A 15,979-nucleotide genomic window follows, 5' to 3' on the forward strand; every position below is an offset into this window, starting at 1 on the left:
AGAGGTGCTGGCAACGCTGGCGCTGGGGGTAGTATAGGTGACCGGAATGCGGCAAACCTCTGCGATCCCTTGTCGCTCACTGATTTTGCAGGTGTTTTTGATGTCCGAGACCATCTTGCCGGCCATTGCCAGCGCACCCCAGGAGGCCGCCATCGTCGCGGCGCTGGGAAAGCGCTCGGTCGTGCTGGTGGGCATGATGGGGGCGGGCAAATCGACCATCGGCCGGCGCATGGCGACGCGGCTGCGGCTGCCTTTCGTCGACGCCGACAACGAGATCGAGGCGGCGGCCGGGATGTCGATCCCGGACATTTTTGAAGTCCACGGCGAACCGCATTTCCGCGACGGTGAGGCGCGGGTGATTGCCCGGCTACTGGACAGTGGACCGATCCTGCTGGCGACCGGCGGTGGTGCCTTCCTGCGCGAGGAGACCCGTCAGCGCATCCGCGACAAGGCGATCTCGCTGTGGCTGAAGGCCGATGCGGATGTGATCCTGCGCCGGGTGCGGCGCCGGGAAAACCGCCCGCTGCTGAAGACCGCCGATCCCGCGGCGACCATTGCGCGGCTGATTGAGGCGCGCCATCCGTTCTATGAGCAGACCGACATCACGATCGACTCGCGTGACGTGCCGCATGAGAAGATCGTCGAGGAAGGCATCATCGCGCTGCACGAGCATCTGTTCCGCCCGCACGCAGCTTCCGCCATTTCCGAACCGACAGGCGATCCCTTGAGTTCTCAACTATGACCGCGCCCTTGAAGCATTCCGATCCGATCATCGTGGACGTCGCGCTGGCTGAGCGCGCCTATGACATCGTCATCGGCCGCAATGTACTGCCGTCACTTGGTGCGCGTATCGCCAGACTGCGGCCGGGTGTGCGCACGGCGATCGTCACCGACAGGACCGTTGCCAAGCATTGGCTGACTGCAACGGAAGCCTCGCTGGCGGAAGCCGGCATTCCGACCTCGCATATCATTGTTGAGGAAGGCGAGGGTTCGAAGAGCTATTCGGGTCTTGAGAAGGTCTCCGAAGCGCTGATCGCAGCGAAAATCGAACGCAACGATCTCGTCATCGCGCTCGGCGGCGGCGTAGTCGGCGATCTCGCCGGCTTTGCCGCGGCGATCGTGCGCCGTGGTGTCGATTTCGTGCAGGTACCGACATCGCTGCTGGCGCAGGTCGACTCCTCCGTCGGCGGCAAGACCGGAATCAACTCGCCGCAGGGCAAGAACCTGCTCGGTGCCTTCCACCAGCCGGTACTCGTGGTGGCCGACACGGCGGTCCTCGATACGCTGTCGCCCCGGCAGTTCCGCGCCGGCTATGCGGAAGTCGCCAAATATGGCGTGCTTGGCGATCACCAGTTCTTCACATGGCTTGAAGCCAATCATGCCGACATCATGCGTGGCGGTAGTGCTCGTGAACATGCGATCGCCACCTCGTGCCGTGCCAAGGCGGGTGTCGTGTCGCGCGACGAGCGTGAGAATGGCGAACGCGCACTGCTCAATCTCGGTCATACCTTCGGGCATGCGCTGGAAGCGGTGACCGGCTTCTCGGACCGGTTGTTCCATGGCGAGGGCGTGTCGGTCGGCATGGTGCTGGCTGCGCAACTGTCGGCGCAGCTTGGCATGATCGCGGAGAGCGATGCGACCCGCGTGCAGCATCATCTCGCCGATGTGGGTCTACCCACGAAGCTGCAGGACATTGCCGGCTTCGCGCAGGAAGGCCTTGCGGATGCGGATACGCTGATGGCGCTGATGGCGCAGGACAAGAAGGTGAAGCGCGGCAAGCTCACCTTCATTCTGCTGGAGGCCGTCGGCCAGGCCGTCATCGCTGGCGATGTCGATCCCGCGACTGTTCGCGCCTTTCTGCATCAGAAGCTGACGGGATAGAACTGACCGTGTCCGGTTTGGGAACTACCAAAGCCGGCGCCGTCGCAGGACTTTCATGAATTCGATTACCGTCAATCTGCTGATCGCGATCTTCCTGCTCGCTGCCAACGCGTTTTACGTGGCGGCGGAGTTTGCGCTGGTCAAAAGCCGAGGCTTCCGCGTCAAGAGCATGGTCGAGCAGAACCGCTTCGGCGCGCGCCTGCTGCAGAACATGATGGGCAATATCGAAGCCTATCTGGCCTGCTGCCAGCTCGGCATCACCATGGCATCGCTGGGACTCGGCTGGGTTGGTGAGCCCACGGTGGCCGCACTGCTGAAACCGGTGCTCGATCCGCTCGGCCTGTCGGAATCCGCGCTTCACTTTACGTCCTTCATTACCGGCTTCCTCGTCTTCTCCTCGCTGCATATCGTGATCGGCGAACAGGTGCCGAAGACGCTGGCGATCCGGCAGCCGGAGCCGGTGTCGCAATGGATCGCCTATCCGCTCTATGCATCCTACATCCTGTTTTATCCGCTGAACTGGCTGCTCAACGCGGCGTCACGGGGCACGCTGGCACTGCTCGGTGTGCAGGAGGCCTCGCCGCATGAAATTCTCACCGGCATTGAGATTGAGGGCCTTGTCGGTGAGTCTGCCGAACATGGCGGCATCGCATCGGGCGAGGCCGAGTATATCCAGAACGTGTTTCGCTTCGGCGATCTCGCGGTGTCCGATGTCATGGTCCATCGCACGGCGATGGTAACGCTGAATGCGGACCTGCCGTCCGAAGAGCTGGTGCGCGAAGTGCTGGCCACTGAATACACCCGCATTCCCCTCTGGCGTGAGAAGCCGGAAAACATCATCGGCGTGCTCCACGCCAAGGACCTGCTGCGCGCGATCCGCGCCGTCGATGGCGATACCGCAAAGATCGACGTAGCTTCGATCGCGCTGCCGCCGTGGTTCGTCCCGGAGATGCGTCCACTGTCGGATCAGTTGAAAGCCTTCCGTCGCCGCAAGACTCACTTTGCGCTCGTGGTCGACGAATATGGCGAAGTCGAAGGCATGGTGACACTGGAAGACGTGCTGGAAGAAATCGTCGGCGACATCGCTGACGAGCATGACGTGGTCGTCGCGGGCGTGCGCGCGCAGGCCGATGGCTCGGTGGTGGTCGATGGTTCGGTGCCGATCCGCGACCTCAATCGCGCCATGGACTGGCATCTGCCGGATGATGAAGCGACCACAGTGGCCGGTCTCGTCATTCACGAGGCGCGCTCCATCCCAGAGCGCGGGCAAAGCTTCACGTTCTACAACTTCCGCTTCCGCGTGCTGCGCCGTGAGCGCAACCGCATCACCGCGCTGCGTATCGGGCCGGTGCCGACCGAGCCGGAAGTGCCGGAGAAAAAGCCGCGGGCCGGGACCTCGTTCTAGACCCTCGCCGGTCCGGTTCTTGCTTTTGCTCTATTCCGTGAGCTGCCATTCCATTGAATGGCGCAACTGGAGCGAGCGATGAACAAGTCCTGGCGATTGTCGTGCGTATTGGCCGCTGTGTTGATGTCCGGCGCTGCGCTGGCCGACACCAACTGGCCGACGAAGCCGATCAAGGCCGTCAATCCGTTCGGTGCCGGCAGCGCAGGTGACGTGGTCCCGCGCCTCTTTTTCGAAAGACTGAGCACGGAGCTCGGGCAGCCGATCGTGATTGAAAATCGCGTGGGTGCGGGCGGCTCGGTGGGCACGGGCGCGGTCGCGAAGAGCGATCCGGATGGCTACACCTTGCTGTCGCAGACCAACGCCATCTCCATTGCGCCCGCGATCTTCCCCAACCTCAACTACGACACCACCAGGGAGCTGTCCTCGGTGCTGATGATTGGCTATGCGGCCAATGTGATGATCGTGCCCAACGAACGGCCATGGAAAACGATTCAGGATTTCCTGGCTTCCGCGAAGACCAAGGGCACTGTGATCAATTACGGCTCGGTGGGCGTTGGCAGCGCCGTGCATATCAGTTCGGAAAAATTCCGCGCCGCTGCCGGTTTCGAGGCCACGCATATCCCCTATCGCGGCGGCTCCGAGGTGATCACCGATATCATCGGCGGTCGCATCGATTTCTACTTCTGCCCGCTGGCCACGGCGCTGCCATTGATTCGCGAAGGCCAGGTCCGCGCGCTGGTGGTGTCGACGCCGACCCGCGTGCGTGATCTGCCGGATGTGCCGACGCCGATCGACGCCGGGCTCAAGGATGCGGACAGCTCAATCTGGTTCGGCGTGTTCGTGCCATCGAAAACGCCGCCGGAGATCGTCGAGAAGCTCTATGTGACTGGCACCAAGGTGCTGAACACGGCTGACATGCAGGCTTCGCTGAAGAAGATTGGTGTCGAGCCGATGCCGATGAAGTCATCCGAGATGGATGCGCTGCTGGTCAAGGAAATCGCCGACAACAAGGTGCTGCTCAAAAGCGAGGTCGCGGCCAAGTAGGCGGACTGCGGGCCTTGTCAGTACAGGTGAGGCCGGCATTGTCCTTTGTCCGGGCTGGATCACCGCGCGTTCGGGCGTTGTTTTAGACTTCAAACGGTCCGAAACTTGCTTCGTTGTCGCCGATTGGCCCCATCACTGAGCCGCCATTCCCTGTGGATGGTATTATTGGAGCAAGTAATGAATAAGCTTATGCGGTGGTCGTGTGTTTTCGCCGGTGTGCTGCTGTCGTCTGTCGCGGCGCAGGCCGAAAGCAACTGGCCGACCCGTTTGATCAAGGCCACCATCCCGTTCGGCCCTGGCAGCGCCACCGACGTGGTGCCGCGGATATTCTTTGAGCGTCTCGGCCCCGAACTCGGCCAGACCATCGTTGTCGAGAACCGGGTCGGTGGTGGCGGTTCGATCGGCACCAATGCGGTGGCCAAGGCGGAGCCGGACGGCTACAGCATCCTGGCGCATTCTTCGGCGCTGGCGATCACGCCGGCAATCTTTCCGAACCTGCCCTATGACACGTCGAAAGACCTGTCGTCAGTCATCATGATCGGCTCCAGCCCGCTAATCATGATCATTCCGAAAGAACGTCCGTGGAAGACCGTGGACGACTTCCTGAAGGATGCGAAAGCCAAGGGATCGCAGATCAATTTCGGTTCGGTGGGCGTCGGCAGCGCCGTGCATATCAGCGCCGAGAAATTCCGCCTTGCTGCCAAATTCGAAGCGACCCACGTGCCGTATCGCGGCGGTCCGGAAGTGATTGCCGATATTCTCGGTGGCCGTATCGATTTCTACTTCTGCCCGGCGGCGACCGCTTTGCCGTTGATTCGTGAGGGACAAGTACGCGCGCTGGTCGTCTCCACGGACAAGCGCAGCAATGAACTGCCCGACGTGCCGTCGATGACCGAAGTCGGCCTCAAGGACGGCGTCAGCGAGAGCTGGATCGGCGTATTCGTGCCCTCAAAGACGTCGCCCGAGATCGTCGACAAGATGCATGATGCTGGCGTCAAGGTGCTGGCCAAGCCGGAGATGCAGGCGGGGCTGAAGAAGATCGGCGTCGAGACCGTGCCGATGCAGCCGAAGGCGATGGACGACCTCGTGGCAAAGGAAGTCGCCGCAAACATCGCGCTGCTGAAGGATGTGAAATAAGGCGACAAGGGCTCCTCGTCATTGCGGGGAGCTCTTGCAGTGAGACGAAGCTGACTACGCTTCGATGTCCATGCGCACGAGAATGCGTTCGGCGCTGTCGTTCCAGACATCCATTTTCACGATCTTGCCGTCGCGCACGACGAAGCGATCGACATAGCGATTGCCTTCGAATGGCGTGCCGTCATGCCATTCGCCATAGAGCGTACCGGTATTGTAGACGATGGTCTCGCCATTCCCCGGCGACACGTCGGTGCGCTCCATCTTCTTCTTCACCCATTTGTAGCGCATGGCGTTGAACGCGGTGGCATCGCGCGGATGCTTGAACTTGCGACCGCCGGTGAAGGTGATCGCGACGTCGGCCGACATGAAGGTGCCGGCGGTTTCCGGGTCCGGCACCATGGAGGCGACGAGAAACCGCTCGACGAGGTCGGCAGCCTGGGCGGTTTCATCGGTGACGGGCGCAAGCGCGGTGGGGGATTGGGACATCGGGTTTCTCCTGCGGGCAGATGCTGGCGCCATCATAGCAAAACCGGTGCCAGAATTGTATTCGGTAGATGTAGCAGATCGTATACAATTCTTATTTGGCGCGCCTCATTATTGGGCGTTTCTTGAAGCAAGATTTGAAGATATTGTCTTATTTTCAGATAGTTAATCAGAGGTTGAATCGCATGCGCCTTGGCACATGCCTTGCTTGCCTGCGCATATGCTTTCGCTACGTCCCGATCGGTGGCGTGGCCTCTTCAGGAGTCCTCCCATGACCTTCGATCTCATCCTGCGCAACGCGCGCATTGCCGACCGGCCCGATGGCCCGGTGGATATCGGCATTCGCGGCGGGCGGTTCGAGGCCATCGAGATCGGCCTGCCGCGCGGCGTGGCGCCGGATCAGGATGTCGGCGGCCGGCTGCTCGTGCCGGGCTTCGTGGAGACGCATATCCATCTCGACAAATCCTGTCTCCTCGGCCGCTGCAATTGCGCGAAGGGTACGCTCGCGGAGGTGATCAGCGAAGTCTCCCGGGCCAAACGCGACTTCACCGAAGAGAACGTCTATGCACGCGCATCGCAGACGCTGGAGAAAGCGATCAAGCACGGCACCAATCGCATGCGCACGCATGTGGAGGTCGATCCGCGTATCGGGTTGACCAGCTTTCGCGCGCTGAAGAAGTTGAAGCAGGATTACGCCTGGGCGATCGATCTGCAGCTCTGCGTGTTTCCGCAGGAGGGTCTGCTGGATGATCCCGGCTGCGAGGAGATCCTGTTGCAAGCGATGAAGGAAGGCGCCGATCTGATCGGCGGCGTGCCCTATATCGACAAGGATTCGAACGGCCAGATCGCGAAAATCTTCGGCATGGCGCAGGAGTTCGGCGTCGATATCGATTTCCACCTCGATTTCGATCTCGATCCAACGCGGTCGGACTACGAAGAGGTCTGCCGCATGACCGAGGCGACCGGCTGGGGCGGTCGCGTGGCCATCGGCCATGCCACAAAGCTGTCGGCGATGCCGCCAGCGGATTTCGAGGCGGCGGCGAAACGGCTCTCCGATGCCGGCGTCGCGGTCACGGTGTTGCCGGCGACTGACCTGTTCCTCACTGGCCGCGACAGTGATCACAACGTGCCGCGCGGCGTCACCTCGGCGCACAAGCTCCGTGCGCTTGGCGTCAACGCCAATATCTCCACCAACAACGTGCTCAATCCTTTCACGCCGTTCGGCGATGTCTCGCTGATCCGCATGATCAATCTCTATGCCAATGTGATGCAGGTCGGCGCTCTCGACGATCTCGCCGGATGTCTTGATCTGGTGACATCGGCATCCGCCAAGCTGCTCAACCTGAAGCACTACGGCATTGCCGTCGGCAATCCCGCCGATCTCGTGGTGCTCGATTGCGGGACCAAGGCAGAGGCGGTATGCGAGATCGCGCAGCCGCTGTTCGGTTTCAAGAATGGCATCAGGACCTTCATCAGGCCGGCTGCGAGTCTGCTCAAGCCCCACTGAAACGGGCGTCCTTTCGTCGTACGGAGACTTCGATGCCGATCAATGACACGCTCAACGCCTTTGTGGATCATGGCCACATCGAAGTGCAGACCACGACAGAGGGGCCTCTCGCGGGTCTCACCTTTGCGCTGAAGGATTTCTTCGATCTCGCCAATGTGCCGACCGGCGCCGGCAGCCCGGAATGGCTGGCGACACATCCGGTGCCGACAAAATCGTCGCCGGTCGTCAATCGCCTGCTCAATGCCGGAGCGAAGTTGGTCGGCAAGACGCACACCGATGAACTGGCCTGGAGCCTGAATGGCGAGAACGCGCATTACGGCACGCCGATTAATCCGGCTGCGCCCGGCCGCATTCCCGGTGGCTCGTCCAGTGGTTCCGCTGCAGCGACCGCCGGTGCGCTGGTCGATTTCGCCATCGGCTCCGACACCGGTGGTTCGGTGCGTTTGCCCGCCAGCTATTGCGGTGTCTACGGCGTTCGCACCACGCATGGTCGCATTCCGCTCGATGGCGCGGTGCCGCTGGCGCCGAGCTACGACACTGTCGGCTGGTTCGCGCGCACGCCCGAATTGATGGCCGAGGTCGGCAAGGTGTTGCTCGACAAGGCGCGTGCCCCGCGCCGGGTGAAGAAGGTTCTGATCGCAAGCGACCTGTTTGGCGCCGTCGATGAAAAGGTTCGCAACCTGCTGCAGCCGTCGGTCGATCGCATCAAGTCGCTGGTTGGCGCGAGCGAGGAGGTGGATGTCGCGGGCGGCGAACTCAACGCCTGGCGCAATACGTTCCGCGTGGTGCAGTCGGAGGAGGCTTGGGCCGCACAGGGCGAATGGATCAAGGCGACCCAGCCGAAGCTCGGCCCCGGCGTGAAGGAGCGTTTCGCGGCTGCCGCGGTTCTCGATCCCGCCGAGATCGCCGCTGCGCGGGCCATGCGAAAAGTCATCATTGAACGCGTGCTGTCGCTGCTGCCGACCGATACGGTGTTGCTGCTGCCGACCGCGCCGGGGATTGCGCCGCTGCGCAACACACCGGATGTGACGCTCGACGTATTTCGTGCCCGCGCGATCGAACTGCTCTGTGTGTCCGGCCATGCCGGCACGCCGCAGGTCTCACTGCCTGTCGCCAGGCTCGATGATTGCCCGATCGGGTTGTCGATCATGGGCGCGCGGGACTGCGATGAAGATATTCTGCAGTTGGCTGTGGAGTTGGGGAGGGCGCAGGCCTAACAGCCGTCATTGCGAGGAGCATTTGCGACGAAGCAATCCAGACTTCGCTTTTGGCTTCTGGATTGCTTCGCTTCGCTCGCAATGACGGGGAGAGTTATTTCGCCTTCCCCGCGCCCTTCTCGGCCGCGCGGCGCAGTGCCTCTGCAAATGCACCACCGCCACTGCTCTCCTGCTTCGCCGGAGCACGCGATGTCATCTGGCGCTCGTTGAAGCGCGGGCCGCGATCGGCTTGCGGGCGGTCGGCCTTGGCACCGACGGGGTCATCCATGCGCAGCGTCAGGGCGATGCGCTTGCGAGCGACTTCGACTTCCAGCACCTTCACCTTGACGATGTCGCCTGACTTCACGACCTCGCGCGGATCCTTGATGAAGGTCTTGGACATCGCCGAGATGTGCACCAGACCATCCTGATGCACGCCGATATCGACGAAGGCGCCGAAGGCAGCGACGTTGGTCACAGTGCCTTCGAGTACCATGCCGGGTTTGAGGTCGCTCAGCTTCTCGACGCCTTCCATGAACACCGCAGCCTTGAAGGCGGGGCGGGGGTCGCGGCCGGGCTTTTCGAGTTCTTTCAGAATGTCGGTGACGGTCGGCAGGCCGAAGGTGTCATCGACGAAGCTCTTCGGTTGCACCTTGCGCAGAATCTCGGCATTGCCGATCAGCGCCTTGATGTCGCTCTTGGTAGCTTCGAGAATCTTGCGCACCAGCGGATAGGCTTCCGGATGCACGCCGGACTTGTCGAGCGGATCCTCGCTATCATTGATGCGCAGGAAGCCGGCGCATTGTTCGAACGCCTTCGGGCCAAGCCGCGGCACTTCCTTGAGCGCCTTGCGTGACTTGAACGGGCCGTTGGCATCGCGGTGCTGCACGATGCTCTGTGCCAATCCAGTTCCGATGCCCGACACGCGCGCCAGCAGGGGCGCCGATGCGGTATTCACGTCGACGCCGACGCCGTTCACGCAGTCTTCCACGACGGCATCGAGCGACCGCGCCAGTTTGCTCTCGCCGAGGTCGTGCTGATACTGGCCGACGCCGATTGCCTTGGGATCGATCTTCACCAGTTCGGCCAGCGGATCCTGCAGGCGGCGTGCGATCGACACGGCGCCGCGCAACGTGACGTCGAGTTCGGGCAATTCTTCGGAGGCAAAGGCCGAGGCCGAATAGACCGAGGCGCCGGCTTCCGACACCACGATCTTCGACATCTTGAGGTCCGGCAGCAGCTTGACCAGCTCCATCGCCAGCTTGTCGGTCTCGCGCGAGGCCGTCCCGTTGCCGATGGCGATCAGATCGACCTTGTGCTGGACGGCGAGTTTGCCGAGCATGGCGAGCGACGCATCCCACTGGCGCTGCGGCTCATGCGGATAGATCGTGGTCGTTGCTACCACCTTGCCGGTGGCGTCGATAATCGCGGTCTTCACACCCGAACGGAAACCGGGATCGAGACCCATGGTGACGCGCGCGCCGGCAGGCGCTGCGAGCAGGAGATCGCGCAAATTGGAGGCGAACACGCGGACGCCTTCTTCTTCGGCCGCAGTCCACAGCCGCATGCGCAGGTCGATGTTGAGATGCACCTGGATCTTGGTGCGCCAGGCCCAGCGCGTGGTTTCGGTCAGCCACTTGTCGCCGGGGCGGCCCTGATCGGAGACGCCGAAGCGGTTCATGATCTTCAGCTCATAGGAGCTGGGTGTGGTTGTTGGAGCAGGCGTGGCCGGTTCGGGCTGCATAGCGAGGTCGAGAATCTCTTCTTTCTCGCCGCGGAACAGCGCGAGAATGCGATGCGACGGCAGCTTGTGCAGCGGCTCGCTGAAATCGAAGTAATCCTTGAACTTCTCGCCTTCGGTCTTCTTGCCGGTGCGCACGGTCGAGGCCATCAGACCGTTCGACCACATCTGTTCGCGCAGCGCGCCGATCAGATCGGCATCTTCGGCGAAGCGCTCGACAAGAATGGCGCGCGCGCCGTCGAGTGCAGCGGCTACATCGGCGACGTTCTTCTCGGCATTGACGAAAGCTTCGGCAACTTTCTTCGGATCGTTCTGCGGGTCGGTGAGCAGCAGTTCCGACAGCGGTTCAAGGCCGGCTTCCTTGGCGATCTCGGCCTTGGTGCGGCGCTTCGGTTTGAACGGCAGATAGATGTCTTCGAGACGGCCCTTGGTGTCGGCGGTCATGATCGCCGTTTCGAGCGCGGCATCGAGCTTGCCCTGTTCGCGCACTGATTCCAAAATTACGAGGCGACGTTCTTCGAGTTCGCGCAGATAGGTCAGTCGTTCTTCCAACGTGCGCAGTTGCGCGTCATCGAGACCGCCGGTGATCTCCTTGCGGTAACGCGCAACGAAGGGCACCGTCGCGCCGCCGTTGAGCAGTTCTACCGTCGCCGCGACCTGCTGTTCGCGCACGCCAAGTTCGTCTGCGATCTTCTGATTGATGTTTGCCACGCGTAGAGATTCCTTCGAAATTCCGTGGCGGGTCATACCGCCGTCGCAAAACGCTTATGGACCGATGCCGCACGATTCATCAACCCCGGCGGATGCAGTCGATTGTTCTGTGGATCGCGTTGTTTTGCTTCGAAAATTGCAGTGTTCGATGCGCTTCATGACAGCGCGGCTGTGCAAAAATATAATGCTAGATCGCGGCCGGCGAACTGTGTAGACGGACGTTCCTTTCGGGAGCGGCAATGTCGGTTTGTGGTCTGGATTTTGGGACGTCGAACACGACGCTAGGCACGGTCATCAATGATGTTCCGGTGCTGGCGGCGCTCGAAGACTATCATGTCACAATTCCGAGTGCGATCTTTTACAAGGCCGATACCGGCGCCTTCATCGGCCGCAAGGCGATCGAAGCCTATGTCGAGGGCGCGCCTGGCCGCTTGATGCGCAGCCTCAAATCCGTGCTCGGCACGTCGCTGATCGACGAGACGACACGCGTGGGCCGCGAGCGCGTCAGCTTCCGCAATGTCATCGCCTATTATCTCGGTGCGGTGAAGCGGCGTGCGGAACAGGCCACAGGGCTTGAACTCCGCCAGGTCGTCCATGGCCGTCCCGTCCATTTCGTCGATGACAATCCGGCGGGCGATGCCAAGGCCGAAGCTACGCTGCGCGCCATCGCGAAAGACGTCGGCTTCGAGGACGTCACGTTCCAGTTCGAGCCGATTGCCGCGGCGCTGGATTACGAGCGCCAGATCAATTCGGAGGAGATCGCGCTGATCGCCGATATCGGCGGCGGCACGTCGGATTTCTCCATCGTGCGTCTTTCGCCCGAACGGCACCGTCATGCCGATCGCAAGGACGACATTCTCGCCAATGACGGCGTTCGCATCGGGGGCACCGATTTCGACAGACATCTCAGTCTCGGTGTGATCATGCCGCTGCTCGGCTATCGTTCGGCGATGAAGCGCGCCGGGCTCGATGTGCCGTCAGGCTATTTCCACGATCTGGCGACCTGGTCGAGCATCAACCGGATGTACGATTCCAAGGTCATGAATGAGGTGAAACAGGTGCGCTATGAGGCACAGCAGCCGGAGCTGCTGGACCGTCTCGTGCGCGTACTGGACGAGCAGCGCGGCCACACACTGGCCATGGAAGTCGAGGGCGCCAAGATTGGCCTGTCCGACAAGCCGAAATCGAGCATCGCGCTGGACTGGATCGAGCCTGGCCTTGCCGCCGGCGTCGCCCGCAAGGAACTCGTCAGCCACACCCAGTTGCTCGCCGATCGGATCACCGCGCGGATCAATATCTGCCTGAACCAGGCCGGATTGAAGCCCGAAGCGATCGATGCGGTGTTCCTGACCGGCGGTTCGGTGCAGCTCGCCCATGTCCGCAAGGCGATCACGGCGGCGCTGCCGGCCGCCCGCGCTATCGATGGCGACACGTTCGGGGCCGTCGGCAAGGGTTTGACTGTCGAGGCGGCCCGCCGCTACGGGCACGGCTAGACCCAAAGGCCAGGGCAGTAAAAGGGGGCTGAACGCCTTGTGGTTATGCGCGGCGGTCGCTTGATCCGGCGCCCGGCACAGCCATATTAAGTCCATGGCGAAGCTCTCGAATCGCGACAGGATTCTCACCGCAGGCCTCGCGGTCGTGCATGCGCGCGGCTATGCGGGGGCCAGTGTTCGCGACATCGTGCATGCCGCCGGCGTGCCGCAGGGCACCTTCACCAACCACTTTACCTCCAAGGAAGAATTCGGCCTCGAGATCATCGATCTCTATTTCGCGAAGGGCCGCGAGCTGATGGCGCAGACGCTGCGCAATGAAGGCCTGTCGCCGCTGGCGCGGTTGCGCGCCTATATCGATGCCAACGTGGCCCGGCTCAGCGAAGACCAGATGTGCAACGGTTGCCTGTTCGGCAACTTCACGGCAGAAGCCAGCGACCACAGCGACCTCATTCGCGATCGGCTGCTGACGATCTTCGCCGATGTTCAGCAGAGTATTGCCGAATGCCTGACCTCCGCGGTGAAAGCCGGCGAGCTGCCGGCCGACTTCAAATGCGCGGAGGTTGCGGGTTTCATCGTCTCCTCGCTGCAGGGCGCCAACCTGCTGTCGAAAGCCGAACGCAGCCCGGCACCGATTGAGCGCTTCGCGCAGGTGCTGTTCACACAGGTGCTGCGCTGAGCTGATTGCTGCTCTGCACAGACATTGCCGCTCCCCGGGTCTTTCGCTAAACCGTGCGACATGACAGCGCGGCCCGCAGAGGCCGTCGCCGACAACAAGCGACCGGGAGTGAACCATGAGCCAGACCGCCGTCGGCGCGCGCGCCACGCGCAGCGCAAAATCCGATATCGAAACCTCGACCATCCGCGCCATTTCCTGGCGGCTGATCCCGTTTCTGGTGCTGGCTTATTTCCTGGCCTATCTCGACCGCGTCAATCTTGGCTTCGCCGCGCTCACCATGAATGCCGAGCTGAATTTCTCGCCCACCGTTTTTGCGTGGGGCGCCGGCATCTTCTTCATCGGCTATTTCATTTTTGAAGTTCCCAGCAATATCGCGCTGGAGAAATTCGGCGCCAGCCGCTGGATCGCGCGCATTATGGTGAGCTGGGGCATCATCTCCGCGCTGATGGCGATCGTCAGTGGCCCGTGGAGCTTCTACACGCTGCGCTTTCTGCTCGGTGTCGCCGAGGCCGGCTTCTTCCCCGGCATTATCCTCTATCTCACTTACTGGTTTCCGGCCGAATATCGCGCGCGTTTCCTCGCCGCCTTCGCGATCGCGGTGCCCGTATCCACGGTGATTGGCGCGCCGATCTCCGGCATGCTGCTGGGGCTCGACGGTGTCATGGGCCTGAAGGGCTGGCAGTGGTTGTTCATCATCGAAGGGATTCCTTCGGTCATTCTCGGCGTCGTCACCTGGTTCTACCTCACCGACAAGCCTGAAAAGGCCGAATGGCTGACGCCTGACCAGAAGATGTGGCTCTCCGACAAGCTCGAAGGCGAGCGTCTCGCTAAGGAGAGCGCCCATGGCATGACGCTGGGGCAGGCGCTGTCGTCGCCGAAGGTGCTGATGCTGAGTGTGATCTATTTCGGCTTTGTCGGCGCGCTCTATGGCATGCAGTTCTGGCTGCCGCAGATCGTGAAGGCGTTCGGGTTCACCAACCTGCAGACCGGTTTCGTCACCGCGATCCCCTATCTGTTCGGCTCCATTGCCATGGTGCTGTGGGCTCAGCATTCCGACAAGACCCGCGAACGCGTCTGGCATGTCGGCCTGCCGCTGCTGCTGACCGCCGTGGCGCTCGCGCTGTCCGGCATCTCCACCAATCCGACCCTGACCATGGTCGCGCTGACGGTCGCTGCGATCGGCGTGTTCTGCACCTTCGCACTGTTCTGGACGCTGCCGACGGCGTGGCTGAGCGGCACGGCGGCGGCCGGCGCCATCGCGCTGATCAATTCGATCGGCAATCTCGCCGGCTTCGGCGGTCCCTATCTGATCGGCTGGGTCAAGGAGCTGACCGGCAGCACCTCGACCGGGCTTCTGGTCCTGGCGGCCATGCCGCTGGTGGCCGGAATCCTTGTGCTGGTCGGCAATCACGGGACAGAAACGGAGTTCGCAGCTACCGGCAAACCGGCGCGGGTGAAATAAGGCCGGGATGGGGTGCGGCAATCTGCCGAAATTGTGACCACTGACGAATATTGACATTCGTCAGTGGTCACGCCTAAGTTCCCTTCGAACATTCATTCGAAGGACGCCTCGCGATGCCCGGCCACACCAAAGTCAGCGCTTTCCGCAAGCCATTCGCCGCTGCGCTCCTGCTGATCCCGGCCCTTGCTCTGGCCGGCTGCGGCAAGAAGACCGAGGCGGAAGCCAAGCCAACCCGCCCCGTGCTGGTCGCGACCGTGCATTACGAGCCGGAATCGCCGCAGCGCAGTTTCGTCGGCACCATCCGCCCGCGGATCGAGACCGATATGGGCTTCCGGGTGACCGGCAAGGTCGCCAAGCGCCTCGTGGAGGTCGGCCAGAACGTCGAGATCGGCCAGCCGCTGGCTACGCTCGACGAGGTCGATCTGAAGCTGCAGGCTGAGCAGGCCGTCGCCGAACTCAACGCATCCACGGGCGTGCTGGCCAATGCCACTGCAGCCGAGGGCCGCGCCACCGAATTGCGCGCCAAGGGCTGGTCCACTCAGGCACAGCTCGATCAGGCCAAGGCCACGGGCGACGAAGCCCGCGCGCGTCTCAATCGCGCCGAACGCTCGGTCGAACTCACCAAGAACAGCCTCTCTTATGCGACGCTGATCGCCGACACCCGCGGCGTTGTCACCGCGACGCTGATCGATGCCGGGCAGGTCGTCGCCGCAGGGCAGGCCGCCATCCGTGTCGCGCGTTTCGGCGAGAAGGAGGCGGTGGTTTCCATTCCGGAAACGCTGGTTGGCCGCGCCAAGGAAGGCAAAGCCAGCGTGACGCTGTGGTCCGAGCCCGGCAAGCAATATGCCGCCAAGCTGCGTGAACTTGCGCCCAATGCCGACACCGCGACGCGCACTTATCTCGCCAAGTTCTCGCTGCCCGAGGCCGACGACAAGGTGTCGCTCGGCATGACGGCGACGCTGACGCTGTCCGATCCCGCCACCGAACGCGTTGCGCGCGTGCCGCTCTCGGCGCTGTTCAGCCAGGGCAACAACCCTTCGCTCTACGTCGTGAGCGCATCGGGCGACGTCGCGCTGCAGCCGGTCAAGGTGAAGTCCTATGAGAGCAACGACGTCATCATCTCAGGTGGCGTCGATGAAGGTGCCAAGATCGTGACGCTGGGCGTGCAGAAGCTCGACCCGGCGCTGAAGGTTCACGTCGTCTCCGCATTGTCGTTTTAAGACGCTCGCATTCAAAGGACGAA

General features: G+C 62.3%; 13 protein-coding genes. 11 read left to right on the forward strand and 2 right to left on the reverse strand.

What is annotated here, in order from left to right; translation table 11 throughout:
* The first annotated feature begins 100 nt into the window (after window positions 1–100).
* The 5 genes from AB7783_RS27380 to AB7783_RS27400 all read left to right on the forward strand — a co-directional run bounded on the left by AB7783_RS27380 (window position 101) and on the right by AB7783_RS27400 (window position 5,467).
* Window positions 101–742 (forward strand): shikimate kinase, encoded by a 642-nt coding sequence (locus AB7783_RS27380; protein WP_089262630.1) that lies wholly within the window; start codon window positions 101–103, stop codon window positions 740–742.
* Complete coding sequence (aroB, locus tag AB7783_RS27385) at window positions 739–1,881, forward strand: 3-dehydroquinate synthase (protein ID WP_441279344.1); 1,143 nt, start codon at window positions 739–741, stop codon at window positions 1,879–1,881. The genes AB7783_RS27380 and aroB overlap by 4 nt, the downstream gene beginning before the upstream one ends.
* 55 nt (window positions 1,882–1,936) lie before the next feature.
* A complete protein-coding gene (locus tag AB7783_RS27390; protein WP_089262626.1) occupies window positions 1,937–3,286 on the forward strand; it encodes a hemolysin family protein in 1,350 nt (449 codons plus the stop codon).
* Between the two features lie 78 nt (window positions 3,287–3,364).
* Entirely contained in the window at window positions 3,365–4,330 is a 966-nt protein-coding gene (locus AB7783_RS27395) for a Bug family tripartite tricarboxylate transporter substrate binding protein (protein WP_441279345.1), read from the forward strand.
* A 177-nt stretch (window positions 4,331–4,507) separates the two neighbouring features.
* Window positions 4,508–5,467 carry a Bug family tripartite tricarboxylate transporter substrate binding protein gene (locus tag AB7783_RS27400; RefSeq protein ID WP_441279346.1) on the forward strand — a complete coding sequence of 320 codons (960 nt, stop codon included), beginning with the start codon at window positions 4,508–4,510 and terminating at the stop codon, window positions 5,465–5,467.
* 54 nt (window positions 5,468–5,521) lie between these two features.
* Here the strand turns inward: AB7783_RS27400 and AB7783_RS27405 are convergent, their stop codons facing one another.
* Window positions 5,522–5,953, reverse strand: coding sequence for a nuclear transport factor 2 family protein (locus AB7783_RS27405; RefSeq protein WP_441279347.1), 432 nt, complete (start codon window positions 5,951–5,953; stop codon window positions 5,522–5,524).
* Between the two features lie 268 nt (window positions 5,954–6,221).
* Between AB7783_RS27405 and AB7783_RS27410 the strand changes: the two genes are divergently transcribed.
* Window positions 6,222–7,457 carry an amidohydrolase family protein gene (locus tag AB7783_RS27410; protein ID WP_441279348.1) on the forward strand — a complete coding sequence of 412 codons (1,236 nt, stop codon included), beginning with the start codon at window positions 6,222–6,224 and terminating at the stop codon, window positions 7,455–7,457.
* Window positions 7,458–7,489: 32 nt separating this feature from the next.
* Entirely contained in the window at window positions 7,490–8,674 is a 1,185-nt protein-coding gene (locus AB7783_RS27415; RefSeq protein WP_441279349.1) for an amidase, read from the forward strand.
* A 94-nt stretch (window positions 8,675–8,768) separates the two neighbouring features.
* Here the strand turns inward: AB7783_RS27415 and AB7783_RS27420 are convergent, their stop codons facing one another.
* Window positions 8,769–11,105, reverse strand: a complete 2,337-nt coding sequence (locus AB7783_RS27420; protein WP_441279350.1) for a Tex family protein — start codon at window positions 11,103–11,105, stop codon at window positions 8,769–8,771.
* A gap of 239 nt (window positions 11,106–11,344) precedes the next feature.
* On the opposite strand from AB7783_RS27420, the gene AB7783_RS27425 reads away from it, so the two are divergent.
* The 4 genes from AB7783_RS27425 (at window position 11,345) to AB7783_RS27440 (ending at window position 15,956) form a co-directional block, all read left to right on the forward strand.
* Window positions 11,345–12,598 carry an Hsp70 family protein gene (locus AB7783_RS27425; protein WP_441279351.1) on the forward strand — a complete coding sequence of 418 codons (1,254 nt, stop codon included), beginning with the start codon at window positions 11,345–11,347 and terminating at the stop codon, window positions 12,596–12,598.
* A gap of 94 nt (window positions 12,599–12,692) precedes the next feature.
* Window positions 12,693–13,274 (forward strand): TetR/AcrR family transcriptional regulator, encoded by a 582-nt coding sequence (locus AB7783_RS27430; RefSeq protein WP_184513309.1) that lies wholly within the window; start codon window positions 12,693–12,695, stop codon window positions 13,272–13,274.
* 115 nt (window positions 13,275–13,389) lie between these two features.
* A complete protein-coding gene (locus AB7783_RS27435; protein WP_441279352.1) occupies window positions 13,390–14,736 on the forward strand; it encodes an MFS transporter in 1,347 nt (448 codons plus the stop codon).
* Window positions 14,737–14,849: 113 nt separating this feature from the next.
* On the forward strand, window positions 14,850–15,956 hold the full coding sequence (locus AB7783_RS27440) for an efflux RND transporter periplasmic adaptor subunit (protein WP_439079271.1): 1,107 nt from the start codon (window positions 14,850–14,852) through the stop codon (window positions 15,954–15,956).
* The last annotated feature ends 23 nt before the right edge of the window (window positions 15,957–15,979 follow it).

This window comes from Tardiphaga sp. 172_B4_N1_3, assembly GCF_052076035.1.
Classification (GTDB): domain Bacteria; phylum Pseudomonadota; class Alphaproteobacteria; order Rhizobiales; family Xanthobacteraceae; genus Tardiphaga; species Tardiphaga robiniae.

Excerpts from the sequence above, each read along its gene's own strand:
- AB7783_RS27395 (WP_441279345.1), top strand. The coding sequence starts at position 3,365 with ATGAACAAGTCCTGGCGATTGTCGTGCGTATTGGCCGCTGTGTTGATG.
- AB7783_RS27410 (WP_441279348.1), top strand. The coding sequence starts at position 6,222 with ATGACCTTCGATCTCATCCTGCGCAACGCGCGCATTGCCGACCGGCCC.
- AB7783_RS27425 (WP_441279351.1), top strand. The coding sequence starts at position 11,345 with ATGTCGGTTTGTGGTCTGGATTTTGGGACGTCGAACACGACGCTAGGC.
- AB7783_RS27405 (WP_441279347.1), bottom strand. The coding sequence starts at position 5,953 with ATGTCCCAATCCCCCACCGCGCTTGCGCCCGTCACCGATGAAACCGCC.
- AB7783_RS27400 (WP_441279346.1), top strand. The coding sequence starts at position 4,508 with ATGAATAAGCTTATGCGGTGGTCGTGTGTTTTCGCCGGTGTGCTGCTG.
- AB7783_RS27380 (WP_089262630.1), top strand. The coding sequence starts at position 101 with ATGTCCGAGACCATCTTGCCGGCCATTGCCAGCGCACCCCAGGAGGCC.
- AB7783_RS27440 (WP_439079271.1), top strand. The coding sequence starts at position 14,850 with ATGCCCGGCCACACCAAAGTCAGCGCTTTCCGCAAGCCATTCGCCGCT.
- AB7783_RS27430 (WP_184513309.1), top strand. The coding sequence starts at position 12,693 with ATGGCGAAGCTCTCGAATCGCGACAGGATTCTCACCGCAGGCCTCGCG.
- aroB (WP_441279344.1), top strand. The coding sequence starts at position 739 with ATGACCGCGCCCTTGAAGCATTCCGATCCGATCATCGTGGACGTCGCG.
- AB7783_RS27435 (WP_441279352.1), top strand. The coding sequence starts at position 13,390 with ATGAGCCAGACCGCCGTCGGCGCGCGCGCCACGCGCAGCGCAAAATCC.
- AB7783_RS27415 (WP_441279349.1), top strand. The coding sequence starts at position 7,490 with ATGCCGATCAATGACACGCTCAACGCCTTTGTGGATCATGGCCACATC.
- AB7783_RS27390 (WP_089262626.1), top strand. The coding sequence starts at position 1,937 with ATGAATTCGATTACCGTCAATCTGCTGATCGCGATCTTCCTGCTCGCT.